Annotated in this window: 19 protein-coding genes; 16 read left to right on the forward strand and 3 right to left on the reverse strand. The window is 43.3% G+C overall.

Going from position 1 to position 18392, the window contains the following annotated elements; translation table 11 throughout:
- Positions 1–189 precede the first annotated feature (189 nt).
- Positions 190–2328: a TonB-dependent hemoglobin/transferrin/lactoferrin family receptor gene (locus QTO06_RS07960; protein ID WP_331407370.1), complete on the reverse strand. Its 2139-nt coding sequence runs from the start codon at positions 2326–2328 to the stop codon at positions 190–192.
- A 236-nt stretch (positions 2329–2564) separates the two neighbouring features.
- Between QTO06_RS07960 and QTO06_RS07965 the strand changes: the two genes are divergently transcribed.
- Positions 2565–3452 (forward strand): LysR family transcriptional regulator, encoded by an 888-nt coding sequence (locus tag QTO06_RS07965; protein ID WP_331407371.1) that lies wholly within the window; start codon positions 2565–2567, stop codon positions 3450–3452.
- A gap of 85 nt (positions 3453–3537) precedes the next feature.
- Here QTO06_RS07965 and QTO06_RS07970 read toward each other — a convergent pair whose 3' ends face one another.
- Positions 3538–6171 (reverse strand): bifunctional acetate--CoA ligase family protein/GNAT family N-acetyltransferase, encoded by a 2634-nt coding sequence (locus tag QTO06_RS07970; protein ID WP_331407372.1) that lies wholly within the window; start codon positions 6169–6171, stop codon positions 3538–3540.
- Positions 6172–6407: 236 nt separating this feature from the next.
- On the opposite strand from QTO06_RS07970, the gene QTO06_RS07975 reads away from it, so the two are divergent.
- The 4 genes from QTO06_RS07975 (at position 6408) to yciH (ending at position 8945) form a co-directional block, all read left to right on the forward strand.
- Entirely contained in the window at positions 6408–6977 is a 570-nt protein-coding gene (locus tag QTO06_RS07975; protein WP_009704436.1) for an SPOR domain-containing protein, read from the forward strand.
- A 150-nt stretch (positions 6978–7127) separates the two neighbouring features.
- Complete coding sequence (locus tag QTO06_RS07980) at positions 7128–8117, forward strand: D-alanine--D-alanine ligase (protein WP_331407373.1); 990 nt, start codon at positions 7128–7130, stop codon at positions 8115–8117.
- A 128-nt stretch (positions 8118–8245) separates the two neighbouring features.
- A complete protein-coding gene (locus QTO06_RS07985) occupies positions 8246–8629 on the forward strand; it encodes a DUF3319 domain-containing protein (protein ID WP_331407374.1) in 384 nt (127 codons plus the stop codon).
- Positions 8630–8633: 4 nt separating this feature from the next.
- Positions 8634–8945 (forward strand): stress response translation initiation inhibitor YciH, encoded by a 312-nt coding sequence (gene yciH / locus QTO06_RS07990; protein ID WP_005435166.1) that lies wholly within the window; start codon positions 8634–8636, stop codon positions 8943–8945.
- A 294-nt stretch (positions 8946–9239) separates the two neighbouring features.
- Here yciH and QTO06_RS07995 read toward each other — a convergent pair whose 3' ends face one another.
- Positions 9240–9608 (reverse strand): DUF3693 domain-containing protein, encoded by a 369-nt coding sequence (locus tag QTO06_RS07995; RefSeq protein WP_047477210.1) that lies wholly within the window; start codon positions 9606–9608, stop codon positions 9240–9242.
- A 191-nt stretch (positions 9609–9799) separates the two neighbouring features.
- Here QTO06_RS07995 and QTO06_RS08000 point away from each other — a divergent pair, with 191 nt between their 5' ends.
- From QTO06_RS08000 to QTO06_RS08050, 11 genes are all read left to right on the forward strand, one after another.
- Positions 9800–10420 (forward strand): hypothetical protein, encoded by a 621-nt coding sequence (locus QTO06_RS08000; protein ID WP_331407375.1) that lies wholly within the window; start codon positions 9800–9802, stop codon positions 10418–10420.
- Complete coding sequence (locus QTO06_RS08005; protein WP_045457082.1) at positions 10417–10632, forward strand: hypothetical protein; 216 nt, start codon at positions 10417–10419, stop codon at positions 10630–10632. The genes QTO06_RS08000 and QTO06_RS08005 overlap by 4 nt, the downstream gene beginning before the upstream one ends.
- Positions 10616–11761, forward strand: coding sequence for a replication initiation factor domain-containing protein (locus tag QTO06_RS08010; RefSeq protein ID WP_331407376.1), 1146 nt, complete (start codon positions 10616–10618; stop codon positions 11759–11761). Before QTO06_RS08005 ends, QTO06_RS08010 begins: the two co-directional genes overlap by 17 nt.
- Before the next feature lie 3 nt (positions 11762–11764).
- Positions 11765–12118: a DUF1293 family protein gene (locus tag QTO06_RS08015; RefSeq protein WP_045373564.1), complete on the forward strand. Its 354-nt coding sequence runs from the start codon at positions 11765–11767 to the stop codon at positions 12116–12118.
- Positions 12119–12126: 8 nt separating this feature from the next.
- Entirely contained in the window at positions 12127–12357 is a 231-nt protein-coding gene (locus tag QTO06_RS08020) for a transcriptional regulator (RefSeq protein WP_331407377.1), read from the forward strand.
- A 13-nt stretch (positions 12358–12370) separates the two neighbouring features.
- A complete protein-coding gene (locus tag QTO06_RS08025; RefSeq protein ID WP_042605493.1) occupies positions 12371–12601 on the forward strand; it encodes a hypothetical protein in 231 nt (76 codons plus the stop codon).
- 127 nt (positions 12602–12728) lie between these two features.
- Complete coding sequence (locus QTO06_RS08030; protein WP_331407378.1) at positions 12729–14393, forward strand: hypothetical protein; 1665 nt, start codon at positions 12729–12731, stop codon at positions 14391–14393.
- A 1-nt stretch (position 14394) separates the two neighbouring features.
- Positions 14395–14739: a hypothetical protein gene (locus tag QTO06_RS08035; RefSeq protein ID WP_331407379.1), complete on the forward strand. Its 345-nt coding sequence runs from the start codon at positions 14395–14397 to the stop codon at positions 14737–14739.
- Between the two features lie 2 nt (positions 14740–14741).
- A complete protein-coding gene (locus QTO06_RS08040; protein WP_331407380.1) occupies positions 14742–16142 on the forward strand; it encodes a zonular occludens toxin domain-containing protein in 1401 nt (466 codons plus the stop codon).
- Positions 16143–16640: 498 nt separating this feature from the next.
- On the forward strand, positions 16641–17189 hold the full coding sequence (locus QTO06_RS08045) for a hypothetical protein (RefSeq protein ID WP_331407381.1): 549 nt from the start codon (positions 16641–16643) through the stop codon (positions 17187–17189).
- A complete protein-coding gene (locus QTO06_RS08050) occupies positions 17186–18346 on the forward strand; it encodes a DGQHR domain-containing protein (protein ID WP_331407382.1) in 1161 nt (386 codons plus the stop codon). Before QTO06_RS08045 ends, QTO06_RS08050 begins: the two co-directional genes overlap by 4 nt.
- Positions 18347–18392 lie beyond the last annotated feature (46 nt).

Here is an 18392-nt window from a genome sequence, read left to right on the forward strand (position 1 = left end):
TCATTAAACTATTCGGGGTAGTTCATGGAACTTGGTTTAATCATCGCATTCATCGTTGCAGCAGCAATAATGGTGAAAAAAGAGATGGCAAAACAATAGTCTTTCATTTTTCATTCTTTTCTTAACATTTTTGAAATGAAAGCACATAAAAAAGCCAGCATAATGCTGGCTTTTTTGTGTTTGTAACACTTAGAACTCGTATTTGACACTAATGTTGTAGTTACGCTCTGCTTGCGTGATATCACGGCTTAGCTCAGTTTCACCACGTACATCGTTCCACAAGTAGTACTCTTCATTCGTCAAGTTCATCACACCTGCACGAACGGTTAGGTCTTTCATTGGCTTGTAGTAAGCCGTTAGATCAACAACTGTTGCTGATGGTAGTGCAACTTGGTCTTTAGTTCCGCCATTGTCACCATCTGAGTTGATATCACTGTCAGACTTCTTCGCAGTGTAGTTAACTTTTAAACTTGTACCCCAAAGCGCGTTTGGTGAATCGTAGTTTACCGCAGCAACCGCATTCCAAGGGTTCACACTATTAAGCGGGTTACCTTCACCATCTTCACCTTCAGTGTACGCTGCAGCTAGACGAGTCGTTACACCTTTAGGAAGGCTAGCAATAGCGTGCCAGTCAAGGCTATTAGACAGCTCGACACCTTTTACTGTCGCTTCTTTGATGTTGATGAAGGTGTATTCAGTTAGACCACCATTACTCGTTGATGTTTGATCAATGAAGTCGGTGAAATCACTGTAGTAAAGAGCGAACTCTGTTGCCGACGCTGCTGTGTTGTGACGGTAACCTAATTCGTAAGACAAGCTCTTTTCAGATTCTAGGTCTGGGTTAGGGCGGTTAGTGTAACCGTGTCCTGGGTTGTCGTACGTGTAGTAAAGTTCATCAAATGATGGCGCACGGAAACCTTGGCTTACTTGAGCGAAGACCGTACCTGGCTGAGACAGCTTGTATGTTGCACCTAGACGACCAGTGAACGCAGAGTCGCTGAACTTCTTGAATGACTCTTCAGAGGTATCTGATGGATCAGTAGAGAAGTAATCGTAACGTACACCAGGAGTTAAGATTAACTTGTCGTTAAGTAGTGCGATTTCATCTTGCAAGAACAAACCAAAGCTTTGTTCTTTAGCATCTGGTGTGTAAATGTAAACCGTGTCAGGCGTGCCTGGATCAGAGTTAAACTCGCGGTTTGTGTTGCTGATGTCGCTGTGTTTGTAAGACAGGCCGTAAACCAAGTAGTGGTTTTGAATCTCTTTGTCTAACTGAGTTTCAAACTCGATCTTGTCTTCAGTGTATTCGTAGTCTTTTTTCTGCTGGTTATCACCATTAGGCGGAACCCACGGTGGGAAGCCAGGACTTGCTTCTTTAAAGCGGTTTGTTACACCGTTTTCTTCTTTACTTGTCCAAGTTAGCTGAGAAGTGATGGTGTCTGAGATAGCTAAATCAGCAAACCAAATGTGTTTCAAACCAAGACGGTTTTGCTTAGTTTGGTCTTCAGCATTAAAGTTTTTGTATGAAGAGCTCGCGATGTCTGAATCCCTTTGGTTGTAGATTACTTCGCCCAAAAACTCCAAACGGTGATCGTCATTAAGTTGCGACTGCAGTTTTACCAACAAATCGTTCTTGTAGTAATCTTGGTCTGTTACTGAATAATCGTCATAAGGGGCTTTTGCGAAATTTTGTAGTTCAGAGCCATCACGGCGTGTGTAAGCGACCAACGCTTCAACATTGTCAAACTGCTTTGCCAAAGCAACATGCTCACTAAATGAGTTGTCTTCAGAAGAGTAAGAGAGCTTAGCTTGACCACCGAAGTCTTTGCCATCTTTTAAGAAGTCACTTGGATCTTTGGTTTCAAATGCAACAACGCCACCAATAGCATCGCTACCATGCAAACTAGAAGCAGCACCTTTTACGATCTCAACGCTCTTTAGCATGTCTGGATCTACAGTAACCGCACTAGAGTTGATGAAAGAGTATGGGCCGCCATCGAAAACACCTGGTTGAGATGCACCATCCACCAAGATTTTCACTCGTTTACCTTCCATGCCACGAATGTTAATGCTTTGAACACCTTGGCGTTGAGTGCCATTCACCGTAACACCAGGGGTGTACTCGAATACATCATTGAGATCTTTTGCCATGTTCTCTTCGAGATCTTTCTCAGAAACAACGGCAACAGAAGCTGCTACAGTATCCATAGTTTGGTTAGTACGAGTGGCAGAAACAACGACTTCATTGAACTTTGATGTTTCTTCAGCGTAAGCGCCTTGGGAGAGGGCGATGACAATAGAGGCTGATAAAATTGATTTTTTATACATTGGCTTCAATACCTTAAATCCATAATAGGCAATAACAACGTGCGGTATCTTAGTGGATCTAAATGGTAATTACTATCATTACCATTGTTGTTTGATATTGTTTTTATCAATGGAAATTTGTACTACGCACCGCCTAGTCTTTGATAATCAATGTGTTATATTGTCTAAAATCGTTTTTTTGAGTGATTTTTCAAATACCACTACTGTGATAGCTATCACATAAATAGGGAGTTATTGTGCAGAGTCCAATCACGTTAGAAGCACTTCATATCTTGGATGCCATTGATAGAAGAGGAAGTTTTGCTGCTGCAGCCAACGAGTTAGACCGCGCACCGTCTTCGTTGAGTTATCAGATTCAAAAGCTAGAGCAAGACCTTGATATCATCATTTTCGACCGTTCTGGTCATAAAGCACATTTCACTGAAGCCGGTAAGTTAATACTTGAGCGTGGCAGAGCGATCCTTCAAGCAAGCGAGAAACTCGTCAATGATGCCACCTTGTTAGCGAATGGTTGGGAGTTGGATCTTACTGTTGCGTTCGACGGCATTATTCCTATCGCAAATTTCTTCCCTATGGTTGATGCGTTGTCTAATGTGAGTAGTACACGAATCCGACTCCAAGAAGAGATTCTTGCTGGCAGCTGGGAATCATTGAATACAGGGCGTTCAGATTTATTGGTTTGTCCGGCGTTAGATACGCTCCCGCAAGATGTAAAAGCAGAAAAAATTGGCAAACTAAGTATGGTTTGGGTAGCAGCGGCTGATCATTATGTTCATAAGCGCAGTGGGGAATTTGATGACGCGGCAAGGGAAAAGTATCGAGTCATCGCGATTGCAGATACTGCGAGAGAACAACCAGCGCTGTCGATCAATGTTATGCAAAAACAACCCCGTCTGACCGTTACTAATTTTTCAGCAAAGGTTGAAGCTTTATTGTCGGGACTAGGGATCGGTACCTTGCCAACGCAAGTTGCACAGCCTTTGGTAGAAAGCGGTCAGCTCAAGTACATTGATGGCGCAGAAAGTAAGCCGATAGATATCATCCTAGCTTGGCGTAGAAATACGATGGGTGAAGCGAAGTCTTGGTGCGTACAATACCTAAAGAAAAACTGGAAAATGAAGTGACCTTGTCACTAATTTGTACAGGAATAAAGAAAAGGACGCGGCGATGCGTCCTTTCTTTTGTTACTTCATTAGTAGATGAACACAATTAATTCAAAGGTAAAACCATATCGGCAGTGCCATCTGCAAACTGAACATCCAATTCGAAACCTAAACTTTGCGCAAGTGACAGCATCCCGCGGTTAGTGGGCATCGTCATACCAGACATCTGTTTGGTCCCTTTGATTTGGCAGTAACTGATGATCTTTTGCATCAACAGTTTACCCAATCCTTTTCCTTTCAAATCTGAACGAACTAAAATCGCAAATTCTGCGTCGCTATTATCCGGTGTTATTAAAGCTCTCGCCACCCCGATGATTGATGGGCCATTTTCATCGAATGCGACAGCGACAAAAGCCATTTCACGGTCATAATCAATTTGTGTCAGGTTTGCGAGTGCCTCATGGTTGAACTCGCCGACGTCAGAGAAGAATCGGTTATATAGATCTTCCTTAGATACACTATTGATGAACTGCGCATGGATTGGTTCGTCTTCTGGCAAGATTGGACGAAGCAAAATAGGTTGGCCATCTCGCAAGGTCACCGTCTCCACGAACTCGGCAGGGAAAGGGCGGATAGCTAATCGTTCTTGCGCGTCGCCTTCGTATTTCTTCAGCGTAACGTCTGCATCGATGATGGTTAAATCGCTACCAGATACCAATACTGGATGAATATCCAGTCTTTCTATTTCTGGTAGTTCAACGGCCATCTGGGAGATTCGCACCAAGAATTTTGACAGCTCTGTGATGTCTAGAGCGTCTTTGTGTTTCTGCAGGCGCACCTTGCCTGATTTGAGCGCTATTACGATCAGATAGCGCGCCAGATTCATGTTGAGTGGTGGCAGGGCTGCAACGGCATCTTGAGTAATGTTCCAGTCTGAACCACCTTGTCCAAGTAAGATTACAGGGCCAAAAACCTTATCCACTGCAATACTGACACGCAACTCCTCTGCGCTACCAAGCTTTGCCATCCCTTGTACTAAAAGGCCTTGAAGGTTGGCTGCAGGGTAACTGAGCTTAGCGGTATCTAAAATGGCTTGCGCGGCGCTAGATACTTCTTGGCTATTGCGCAGGTTAAGCGCGACACCATGTACATCTGATTTATGAGCAATATCTGGAGACCGAAGCTTTACTGCAACCGGATAGCCAATATTCTCTGCCATATGAACGGCTTCTGTGACTTCTGAGGCAATCCAAGTTGGGAGAATATCAAAACCAAACTGCTCAAATAGGGGGCTTGTTTGGTGTGTATCTAATGTGACTGTGTTTTTATCCAGTAGTTGCTCATTCACCCATTCGCGAGCAGAACTCACACTGCCGGAATGGAGCGGTTCCGCCGTAGTCGGTGTTTCCATCAGTTGTTTCTGGTTTCGTCTGTACTCGACTAAGTGCATGTAAGCAACGACTGCACTCTCTGGTGTTCGGTAGGTTGGAATGCCTGCTTGAGTGAATGCTAAGCGTGCTTCGCGAGAAGTCTGTTCGCCAGACCAATTGGTGAGAATATTAAAATGCTTGTGTCTTGGATGTGCTTGTATGGCTTCGATTACTGCGTTTGCTGTCTCTAACGAATCTGAGACAGCCGAAGGGCTGTGCATAATCAAAATCGCATCAGCGCAGTCATTGTTCATCAATGCGTTGATGGTATCGACGTATCGCTTTTTCGTCGCGTCACCGGCTAAGTCGATTGGATTCACACCTCGCCAACTATCCGGCAATTGACCACGCAGATTAGCAATAGAATCTTCATCTAACGTTGCTAGCTTGCCACCTCTATCTAATAAGGTGTCAACGGCCATCACTGCTGGGCCACCGCCATTGGTTACTATCGCGAGACGTTCACCTCGTAGCGGGACTGAATGTGTGAGCGTTTCTACTGCGGCGAATAATTCGTGTGTATTACCAACACGCAGCATACCGGTTCTTCTGATTGCTGAATCATAGATAACGTCGAGAGAATCTATATCTTTTTCTCCAAGCGTACGAGCTTGAGTCGAACGTCCTGCTTTAAGCACTAAGATGCGTCGATTACGAGAAGCTGCTCGTGCTGCAGACATAAATCGTCGTGCATCTTTAATCGAGTCGACATAAAGCAAAATCGCTTCTGTTTTGCCATCCATACTCAAATAGTCAAGCAGCTCAGCAAAATCGATATCTTGGCCTTGCCCAATAGAGATGAATGAAGAGAAACCGATGTTTTTATCATTCGCCCAATCCAACACGGTCGTACACACCGCTGCGGACTGTGAAATAAAGGCGATCTTTCCTGGTTTCGCCGCAACAGGAGAAAAGGAACAGTTAAAGTGATGCCAAGGTAGAATGATGCCGAGACTGTTAGGGCCAAGCACACGAATGTTCAAGTCTGAGAGATCTAAGCTTTCTGCATCGTCAGAGATGACAATCGCAAATTCAGTCCCGCGTTCATCAAGCTCTTTCAACAGCTGTTTATTGCGAGAAACATTGGTGCAGAGTATGGCAATATCAGGCGTATAGGGCAGGGAAGCCACGTTTGGATAAGCAATCACGCCGGAGACTGATTTGTATTTCGGTGTGACGGGCATGATAGCGCCACCAAAGCCACTCTGTAGTAAATTTCGCATTACGATTTGGCCGGCGCGCAGTTCTTTTTGAGAAGCACCAATCACTGCAACAGAATTCGGTTTAAAGAGTTTTTGTAGTTTGTTCAATGTGACTCCTTGGCCATTGACACCGAGAACGGTTGGTCATTCCTCATACAATCATAAACGAATAAGTCACTGTTGAAATATGAACAGGCCAGACATTGGCTTAAAACTGAGCCAAGCGTACAGAGTTTGTGTCACTCATCACATCAAAATCACAGTTTATTGTGTTTGGTGCTTGATAAAATAGCCTGCTATCGGCATGATTTATCGTAATATTTATCCAGAGCGTTTGTTACTTCATGAAAAAAATCGCAATCATCGGCTTGTCTGTACTGCTTTCTGCTTGTGCATCGGAAACTTACATCACTGACGTAACGTCAGAAAGCTACCGAGAAGACTACCAATCTCAGTCAATTTCTAAACCAATTATGTCGTCTGAGAACGCAGTGGTTGAGAAAGACGTAGAACCAACAGTTGTAAAAATGACTGCGAAGCCTGAAGAGAAAAAGGTGGTGAAACTAACCCCTAAAGATCAGGCGAAACCAGTTAAGATCATTCCGCCTAGCAAGAAACAAGCGGGTATCCAGCGCTTTGGTTACACCATTCAAGTTGTTGCTGTAGGTAGTCAAGCGAAAGTTGACCAGTTTGCACGTCAACTTCCTCAAAACGGCCAGCCAATCTGGGAAAACTACAAAGTGGTAAACGGCACGAAATGGTTCTCAGTGCTTTACGGTGATTACGCAACAAGCGCAGAAGCGAAGAATGCGATCTCAACATTGCCGGGTCATTTCCAGCAACTTAAGCCTTTCGTTAAGAGCATTGATGCCATTAAAAACTCGGCATATCCAACGCTTAACAAGCTAAACTAATTTAACAAGAGAAGGGAGCAAATTGCTCCCTTCTTTCTTTGGTTAATTCCTATTCGAACAGTATTCCTCACAGTAAAATTACTGTACGTTACTACTCAAAGGTTTATCATACTGAATAGTATCTTTTGGAAATCACGGAAAGATTGATTCATGATCAAAAATATCCTTTTACTATGCGGTGGCGGCTCATCTGAGCACGAGATTTCACTGCTTTCTGCAAACTTTGTAGAGCAACAGTTAAATCTGATCGAAAACGTAAGCGTGACGCGCGTAGAAATCAAAAATGAAGGTTGGGTGACAAACCAAGGTGAACTGGTTTATTTGGACCTTAATACCAAAAAGCTGTGTTCAGACAACCTTAACCTAGATATCGATTTCATTGTCCCTTGTATCCACGGTTTCCCGGGTGAAACTGGTGATATCCAATCCATGTTTGAAATCGCGGGTATTCCTTACCTAGGTTGTGGCCCTGAAGCGAGCAGCAACAGCTTCAATAAGATCACATCAAAGCTTTGGTACGATGCGATTGGTATCCCAAACACACCATACCTTTTCTTAACGCGTAATGATGAACAAGCCCATGAACAAGCGTCACAAGCGTTTGATAAGTGGGGGAAAGTGTTTGTTAAAGCGGCTCGTCAAGGTTCTTCAGTTGGCTGTTACAGCGTCACTGAAAAGGAAGCTTTATCGCAAGCCGTTAACGATGCATTTGGTTTCTCAGAGCAAGTATTGGTAGAAAAATCAGTCAAGCCTCGTGAACTGGAAGTCGCAGCTTATGAGATGAATGGTCAGCTATTCATTACTAAGCCTGGCGAAGTGATTGCACCTGATGGTGCTTTCTACTCGTACGATGAAAAGTACAGCAGCTCGAGCCATTCATTGACTGAAGTAGAAGCGAAAAACCTAACGGAAGAACAGATAGAAGCGATTCGCGTGGCTTCAGAAACTGTGTTTAAGCAAATGAATTTACGTCATTTATCGCGCATCGACTTCTTTTTAACAGAAGATGATGAAATCTACCTAAACGAAGTAAACACGTTCCCGGGTATGACGCCGATTTCGATGTTCCCTAAAATGCTGCAAAACAACGGTCACAAATTCCACGAATTCCTAGCAGATTGTATTCATACTGCAATCTAACTAACGTTACCGTCATTCATTTTGTGGTAAACCTAAGCATAACTGAGTAATATCACAGCGTTAAAGTTTGAATATTACTCAGTTGCATTTATGATTGTATCAAAGCATTAAATAGATGGCTCAGTGGTATGGCAATTTCAAATTATAGAGGTTTTAACCTGCAATCGGGCGGACCTGACGGTAGCGTTTGGAAGGTAAAGATCAAAAACCACGTTTTACAAGGCAGTTTGACGGCGGTAAAAAAGAGCATAGATTGGTGGTGTGACACTGCTTCTATTATTGACCCAAAAGAGTTCGCAACTCTGGGGCAAAGAGCGCAAAGCACTAACAGTCCTCAATCTGAAGTATTTAACGGCTACTCGATAAAGAACGATACAGGCGAGCCTAACGCTTGGTACTGTATGTTCAATGGCAAATTGATCAAGGGTGCGAAGCCTGCGATTCAACGCCATATCGAAGCGTATTTGGTTGCGAAACAGAAAGCGCTACAAGCACAACAACAAAAGAAATAAGAGTATGACTCTCGTATATTCAACAGAAACTGGTCGAATCAAACCAGAAGAAGAAAAAGTCGAACGTCCTAAAGGCGACGGTATTGTCCGTATCCAAAAGCAAACTAAAGGCCGCAAAGGCAAAGGCGTTTGTATCGTAACTGGTTTGGATATGGATGACGCGCCACTTAAATTACTAGCAGCTGAACTTAAGAAAGTCTGCGGTTGTGGTGGTTCTGTAAAAGATGGCAACATCGAAATTCAAGGTGATGCTCGTGACAAGATCAAAGCACACCTTGAGAAGAAAGGCATGACCGTAAAATTAGCCGGTGGTTAATTCAAACTGTTCAGTAGATTTTATAGAGCGTCTCAATTGACGCTCTTTTTGTATCTGTAGTTTGTGTAGCTAAACCGAAGGTAACAATCAGTACGAAGCGACAAACACAGAAAGTCTATTGAGGAAACTCAGCTAATAGCAGAGCAAGCAATCGTAGATTGATAGATCCATATTAGCTATTTTATGGTAAATAACGGTTATGTTTAATGACACCAACCCAAAGCGCTGTATTTTAAAATCTGAGAGGGATAGGAGACCAAACTAGAGAAGAATTGGCGTACGTGGATATTTTATTTAACATAATATACATAATGCGCACTGAATCGAGGATTCCACTGGGCTTGAAAACGCTACGGCAAATCCTGCACAAGCCATTGAAATACTTGGTAATCCAAGCCCGTTAAACTTTTTTGCTATGCTCGTCCACAGCGTCTGCGCTTCGTACGTTTTTGCTTTATCTAATGCTAATCCAACAAGTGCCTTTTCTTTATCTTCACCTATAGCTTCTGCAAGCATAAGTATCTGATTTTCCTTCAAGTATGTTCTTCCTTTTCGCACGTCAGTAAGCATTTGAGGACTGATGCCTAAATCTGGGGCGATTTGCTTGTATTGCACATACTTCATTTGCTCTTTGTAAGCGTCAATGAGTTTGTTTGTATACATTTTTGAATCCTGCCTTTAGATCGTTATTAATGATTCTAGCTCATTTGTACGGAATTTATCGTATTTACACTATGAAGAATCTCGTATTAACTATACGAAATATTTCGTATTGACCGCCTTGGTTTAGGCGTTTGCCCTTGACGCTTGCGTCTGGTCTTGGTGGTCACTCTCAACGGTCAAGGTGTTTGGTTATGCTTACGGAACAAGTTAAATCTCTTATAGAAAAAGAATCAGAACTTAGTCCTCGTCTATCTGGCGTGTTCTTCCGTAAGCACCTGAACCAATCCATGTATGCTGACGACGGCCAACTAACTCCGTTCGCTATCGAGTGTCATCGTTACTTTCAAGAATTGAAACGTTCTGCTGAGAAAAAAGCGTTTGCCGCTCGCCTTCAACAAGAACGCGTTCAACACGAACAGCACCAAACTTCGATTAAGAAAGCTAACCAATCCGTTTCGAAATCTGTGAACCAGTCACGTGCCCGCTTCATTGGCTCCTTAAGGTTTGAGCTAAACGCTGGCGTTCTAGTCGTTCGCTCAGCTTCTCATTACATGCAGTATCCAGCTAAGTTAATCCGTCGCTACTTGAAAAAACTCGGTGTATCCAAACTTGGTAAGTCTTTGTCTGATGGTGTTTCTTTTAAAGGTGACGCTGTCACTCAAATTATAGAAACTCTTCAGACTAAGCATGCTACGAACCTAACAGTTCCCACTGATGTTGATTTCAAGCAGCAATCTGTTTTCGAGTATATCCGTTCTTCTCTAAACGAATTATCAGCTCTTGGGCGTAATCACTTGGAGGCTCAGCCATGAGCCTAGCTCAAATCATCTATTACGACTTGCTGCCTGATTACACGGTTTCCGTGTTGGTCAAAGGCTGTGATGAATGGGATTTGCTTAAGTCGATGTCTCATCTTGAGTCTTGGGCTTCGTCTGAATTTGTCTCTTATGAGTTGGTGTCTATCACCAACACCACTTACCAAGAACGCGTTGATTTAGGGGTCTTCGATGACTACTGCAACTAACATCCTTAAGAAATTCGATGAGCAGTCTGTTCATATTGACTACCTATGTTTTACATTTGCAGTCAAGGACTTACGCCATTGTCACAACGCGATTCAACGTCTTCACAAGCATGAGGAATACAAAGGTTTAGCGCCTAAATCTCTGTTACAGCGTAACTGTAAGGCGCCTAAGTTCCCTGCTCCACCTAAGTTTAATGCGACCATCGCAGGCACTGCTGAAGAGATTGAAGCGTACAACAACGCCTTTGATATCTGTTACCGCAATTACCTAGAAGATTGCCTGCGCATCTTCACCAATCAGGTGCTTGGCTTGTCGCTTTCTGCACCTCGTGGCCTTGGCTTTCAGTTCTATTCTGAGTCTATGAAGTTGACCTCACCAGACGGTGAAGACTTCTGTGGTTTCGTGGGTATTGGTGGCAACAATGACACGGTGCATTTCCAAATTAATGGCACTGGTTGTAAGCATGTGTTTGCTCGTCGCGCGCCTTGGTCGCTGCATGATTGGCTGACAAACGTTCTTGGTGTTCAAACACTCGCGCGTGTCGATCTCGCTTACGATGATTACGACGGTATCTTTGATTGTGAATACGCACGTAAAGCTTGGAACGACAACGCATTTCGAACGGCTGAACGTGGTCGTAATCCGGTTCTGCATGTTGACCATACGATTGCGGGCTTTCGTGATGGCCGTCCTGATTACACCAAAGAGCAATACTCGATTGGCTCTCGTACTTCTCGCATTTACTGGCGTATCTACAACAAGGCTCTTGAGCAGAAACTCGCGAACACGGGTCTTGTTTGGTACCGCTCAGAAGTTGAACTTAAAAAATGGAACATCGATGTGCTGTTGAATCCTGCTGGCGCATTCGCGGCCATCAACGACTTCGCAGCGTCGATTTCTACTGCAAAACAATTCAATACAAAACCTGTCCCGACTAAACGTGCGGCGTTAGACCTGTTGGCCTCGGCTCACTGGATGCGTCGCCAGTACGGGAAAATCCTGAACTCTTTAATCGAATTCCATGAGGGCGACATTGAAACCGTTGTCGGCTCGCTCGTCCGTGATGGAACAAAATTCACCTTCCCCGATACCTACGGCAAGTTGGTGACTCACATATTGGAGACCTAACAAATGGCTAAATCTGTTTTTGTCCTAGGCATGGACATTACTTGGAACTCGGCACGTGGTGACAGTGCTCAACTGAACATCTCGCGTCCACTACGTGAAATTAACTCGGAGAAATTCAAGCGTCGCACCATCGGCGAATCTGGTGACGTAAACCCACAATGGGATCAACCTTTGATGATTGATCATGAATACGCCCTGCTTCTTGAGCGCACCGGTGCTTTGGTTCCTCGTCGTGAGTACCAATTGCAACTTGAAATCAACCCAGAAGATCCTTTGGCGGGTGCCATCGTGACAGCGCTTATTCCTGTCGACGCAGAAATTAAGAAGCACTTCGAAGCTTCAATGAAGGCTAACTAAGAAATTCTATGTCTATTTGCGTAACGGTTATTGATGGTGTTTTGCAGCAAGCAACTAATGGCAGTTGTGAGCTCATTTTGATGTCAAAAGAACAAGTTACGCAGTTAGTTGATGGTCAATTTGATTGGTCATTACTCGAATTTGACGAGGAACTGTACGAATACGTTTTAGGCCAGTCCCTTGTCACTTTCATCGGCGGTCATGTCTTAGGCCGCGTACTTAAATACTTTGGAAAATAATAGGAAAATCAGCATGAAATACATGAATCAAGTACAGAGCTTTTTCACTAACAAATACACACAAGCGGGTGTAGCAATGTCGCTTTCTGTTCCGGCTTTTGCTGAAGGTAACGCTAACGTTGAAGCCATTAACGGCGCTATCGATGGTGGTAAACAGATGGTGTCTTTGACCACTTCTGGTGTTATCGGTATCGCGGCTCTTGGCTTCGGTTTGGGGATGGTTGTTGCGTGGCTACGTAAATAATGATCCTCTCTATCGCTTTGGCCTCGTTAATATCTCTGTCCTTTTTATACGGGGTCTATACAGGCGTTATATCTGGTTAAGGGGAGCTTAAAGCTCCCTTTTTTCTTCTCAGTAATAAGGTGATTTCATGCGTTTTATAGCTCCCTTCTTATTACTTCTTTCACCGCTGGCCTTTTCTGATGAGTGTCCTGACGGTGAGCAAATGTATCAAGGCCAATGCCGAACCACTTGCGAAATCTTAGCGCTCGATTCTAGTCCTCGTGCTATGCGTTGGGATGCTACGGTTTGGGGTGATGCGCCTACTGGTTATTGTCGAGGCTCTGGCTCATCAGGTTGTGAACTTCAACGTACAGCGGTAACCATTCAAGTTAATGGTTCAGTTTTCTGGCAAGGTGACTTTAAGTATACAGGTGCAACTTGTTCTAATGTTGGTGAGTACACCGGAGATTCTCCTTGGACCGAACCCGACGATGGTAATTCTAACGATGGCTCAGGTAATGATTCTGGTGGTGATACTGGAACCGATACTGGTGACGGTTCAGATGGTAGTACTGATAACAGTGATGACCTCGATCATGGTGGCGGTGGTAATGGTGGTAACTCTGGTTCTGCTTATCCAGACAGTAATCATCCAATAAATCACTTACGCTCTATCCAAGAAAAACAGGTTATCTCTAACAACCTTTTGGATCGGAATACCAATGAAATTATTCAACTGAATGCTTCCATAACTGACAGGTTGACCGATATCTCCTCTCATTTGAACACAGAGCAAGTCAATACCAATAACTATCGAAACGAGCTCAAGACTAGTGTTCGTGGGATCACTTTCGCGTTCCAAGACGCCAATTCCACGCTCACAGACTTGCTCCAAACAATGAACTCTATAGACCGAAAAACAACGGGTGGCAATGTTGACCTTTCGCCGTTAATTGCGAGTGCCGCTGAAATCGAGAAGCACACATCCGGTACTTACTGGTTCTTAGATGCTATGCGTAAGCAAGTTGATTCGGTTGCGGACAATACTGGAGCAATCAAATACCAAGTCACTCCAATCTTAGAGAACATTGAGCAACGTATGGCGAGTGGCTCTCAAAACACTCGTATCTTTCGTGATGGCATTCGTAGCGATACAAGGAGCATCAAAGCCAACACTAATAACATTAAGAAAGAAGTGACCAACACAAAGAAAGCCGTTCAGGCAAATAAGGAATCAGTTGACGCTGTTAAGACGGCTATTGAAACCCAAACTACTTCACTAGAAGGTTCGCTTAATCAAATTGAAGAAGCCATTGAGAATGCTGGCGGCTCAGGTTCAGACTCTACTGGCGGGGATAATTCTGATGTTGTTAGCAAGCTTGGAGAACTTCAAGGCTCCACTGAACAACTAGGGGATCAACTAGGTCAATCCTTAGAAGGTATTCAAGATGCGATTAACGGATTGAATGACGGTGGCCTATTCCATGCGCCACCAACTAGTGATGGTTGGTCACACGGTACAGTTATTGGTGAGGCGGTTGAAGGTCTTATTGATGACATCGACAAACTCAAAGCAACTCTCAAGGACATGCAATCAACATCCCCTATTAATCTCGGCACAATGAGCTTCAACGATGGCAGTTATTCAGGTGAAACCTTCACTCTTTCACGCGCATCTTGGAATGTGGATGTGCGCTTTAACCTATTCAACACACTCGGCACGAACACAAGCACCATTCGCAACGTGATCATCTTTGCCGCTATGTTGATGGCTGCTTTTATCATCTTATCGTCGGGACGCAAAGGAAGCTAATATGGATTTCATTTTCGAAGCCTTTCAATACATAGCAAATGTGTTCGGCTCTATCTCTGACTTCTTTAGGTCTATTCCCGACTTAGTAATGGAAATCTTTACCTATGCTTGGTACTGGGGTATCAAACTTTATCTGTCCATCAAAATCTCTATGGTTGAGATGGCCTACGAAATTGCCTCAATGATACTAACAGACTATGAAGTCTATACGGTTCTTAACGCGGCGTTTAACAACCTAGCGCCAGACCTTAGACACGCGGCCTATCAACTCGGTGTCGTCGAAGCCATTCGAATCGTTATCGATGGATTGGCTACCGCCTTTGTTCTTCGAATTATGGGGTGGTGATTATGGCTGTTATCTTTCGTCACGGCTCTAATGGTTCTTACAAGTCTGCCTATGCGACTTGGTTTGAAATCCTCCCTGCACTTCGTGAAGGACGCTTGGTTGTCACCAACATTGAAGGCTTGCGCCCTAAAGAATCTATCGAGAAAATTCTTGGGGAAACCTTTCCGGCCAGTGCCAAGCTTATAAGGATCTTCACACGATCAAGTGAAGGTGTTCACCTTTGGCAGAACTGGTTTAACTGGATGCCAACGGGTGCATTGGTTGTTATCGATGAGTGCCAGGACTTGTACTGTCCAGAAGCAGGTTTTAAACGTGAGAAGTTCTTAGCTCGTCCTTTCTCAGAGTTCGAAGACATCTTACCAAAGGGCTTTGGTGAGCTGTTCCATTCTCGTTGGCTACCCATTGACCCTGATTCACTCGATGAGAGTGACTTAGACGATTGTGAACGTACACAGCTGGACGAGAACAACCGTCTGCTCTACCCGTTCGATTTCTATGGTGCTTTCATGCGTCACCGTAAATACCAGTGGGATGTGATCATGCTGACACCAGATTACAGCGCAATCCCAACATGGCTAAAAGGTTGTGCGGGTGAAGCCTACTCACATCGTTCTACGGATACCTTCTTTCGTAAGCGTAAACCGCGTATCTATAACCATCGTCCTAAAGCTACTAAGACAGACCCGACGACCAAAGCAGACTACGCCAGCTGCAGCAGTAAGAAGATTCCGGTGGATGTTTTCGCACTGTATCAATCCACAGGTACGGGTGGGTTCAATGAGACTAAATCAGATATCTCTATCTTAAAGTCGCCAAAGTTCCTTCTGGCCATGCTCATTGGTGTGTTGGCCATTCTAAAATTTTTCTGGGATTTGTATGTATTATCTAATAGTGATGTGGATTCGGCTCAAACAGTTCCTGCGCAAGTTGAAACTGCTTCAGCGTCCTCTGTACCTACTTCGCTTACTCTATCAATACCTCAAGCCGATACTGGTTTGGCTCGGTCGAACGCTTCTGGGTTGGATACTAGCAATGCTCATACTCAAGCTAGTCATACGACTGTTCCTCATGGTGTAAACCCGTTCTTTGAAGCACTTCCAATGTACAACGATGCGAAGTCTTTCTATCTCACGGGCATAAACACAGTAGCTAACACGCACGACTATCTGTTTCGCATCGATAGAGGTAGAGATACCTATTATTTGCGTTCACAGACTTTAGCTAAGTTTGGATATGAGTTTGAGTTAATTGATGAATGCTTAGTGATGGTGAAATCCAACACCATCAACGCACTGCTAACTTGTCCACCAAGCATCAACCTCGATGCGAATGAACCTGAAAAAGAGATTCAGTTAACTGGCGTTCAAAGTGGCGTGGATATCTTCAATTTAAACAAGAGCTAAAGGTGGCGATGCCCCGCAGGGATAAGCAAAGCACGAAGTGCAAGCGAAGCACCAAGCCGCCCACGGAACCCAATTTTTGCATGAATAGTTAATCGGCGCGGTTAGCAGCTGCAGCCGATTGGCTACCCACTCCCCACTTCCTGCTAAGCATCCCTTCCAGAGAATCAAAGCAAAAAAAGGGGCGGATTGCCACTGCAACCCACCCTAACCTTACCGCGTCTAATCAATCGAGTGTCGAGATTGATTAGTGAGATTGTTGTGCTCGATGCGTCCCGCATGAGTCGCGAGGACTGAGCAGCGATTGCGGGACGCAACGAGAAACCCCCGTATCTGTATTACGGGGGTAAATTCAACGCTCTAACGTAGCTTAGTGTCTTTAATTCGAATTAGCGGTCACACTAATTGAAATTAGCTGTCATACCGTATCCACAAATCATTGATTTATCAGAATGAAAACTATATACATACGCCCAGTGTTTTATATTGAGGAGCTTATCCTTGTCGGTACGAATCAATCATGAATATAGCCAAGAAGACTTGGAGAGAATGCCAGATGTTGCACTCCAAAGAACAATGCTTCTTAGGGCGTATACTCAGGACTTTACGTTGATCCCTCACTACTATAATGAGTATATAGACGAGCTGCCTACGTTAGAATGGACAAGTTGTAAATTCAAAGACCCAGATGTTGATGTACCAGATGAAAAAGGAGTCTATGCCTTTTCTATAGCGTTTGACAATGGGATCTTGCCTAACAACTCTTATGTGATGTATATCGGTAAGGGGGGTGAACTGGGTAATGATAGTTCGATTTCAAAGCGTTATAGTACTTACTTCAAATATGAAAATGCGCCTTATGATAGGCCAAGACTTCATACATTGTTTAGTATGTGGAAAGATCATATAACGTATAGCTTTGCACGTACCCCTGCTGGCGTATCGCCGGGTGAAGTAGAGCAAAAACTTAATAATATTTTACAACCACCTTTCAGCTTTATGGACTTTACCGCAGAAGTTAGGTTCGACCGAAGAGGCGCAAACTTATGAAAAACCTAATGATTCCTTGCTTAAAAGGTAAAATAGGTTCTTGGTTTACATATACATCTCTAATGACCTTTGAAGATATTGATAGGTTAATTAACTTTGCTGATGACCTTCATAAAATTAAAAAACTCTCGGATATGATACAGAGAGATATTGAAACTAATCGAGCTGAGGATATAGCTGACTATATCAATTCTAATATTGACCACTTTTTCAATGCATTAGTTATTGGTATATATGAAGGAGATCCTCGATGGCATCAATTTGATGGTATCAATCAAAATTCTAATCAATCAGATTCAGTAACTATTCCCTCTTATGCACAAGAATGTTTTGGATTTCTTTCACTAACTGAAAAAGAAAGGATGTTTGCACTTGATGGACAACATCGCCTAGCAGGAATCAAGGAAGCATTGAAAAAGGATGATAAACATAAAGGCGATACACTGCCTGTTATAATTGTATCTCATAAAAACACACCTGAAGGCTTACGAAAATCTAGAAGACTTTTTACAACTTTAAATAAGAAAGCAAAACTGGTTAAAACTGAATCTATAATAGCCTTAGACGAAGATGATTTAGCTGCTTGTGTAACTAGGGATATAATTGAAACGGGAGGTTACTTTACTGAAGATAATATTTCATTTTCTACTAGAAACCTTTCAGATCGACGTCATGTAACGACTCTAGGTTCTATATATAAATGTGTTCAAGAGCTAGGAGCATACTACTTTAATACCGAAGTAAGTAAATTAGAAGACGTAAAATACACCGATACTAAGCGACAAGAATTTTTTGATTTTTCGAATGAGTTCTACAAAAAGACGATACTTTACTCCCCTGAGTTAAAAGCCGCTGTCGAAGCTAAAAATTTTGCGAGCGTAGTAGCGAAGTATAGAGCAAATGATAATTCAGATCATCTGTTGTTTAGACCCCTAGGTTGGCACCTTTATACACAAGCTTTTGTTTTACTAAAGCAGGATGGCTTAACAACAACTGAAGCTGTCATACGTCTTGTAAAAGACAAAAGCTTGCTTCTTTCAGAAAAGCCATTTGTGGGTAGGATTTGGAACAAAAATAAGTCTACAATTAACGAACCGAGTGCTAGTGGTAAAATAAAACTAATTAAAGAAATGTCTTTACCGACAGTTAAAGAATAACTTAAAACAGTTAATAAAAGCCGGGCTTTTTAGCCGGGCTTTTATT

It is taken from the genome of Vibrio sp. M260121, from assembly GCF_036533715.1.
GTDB lineage: Bacteria > Pseudomonadota > Gammaproteobacteria > Enterobacterales > Vibrionaceae > Vibrio.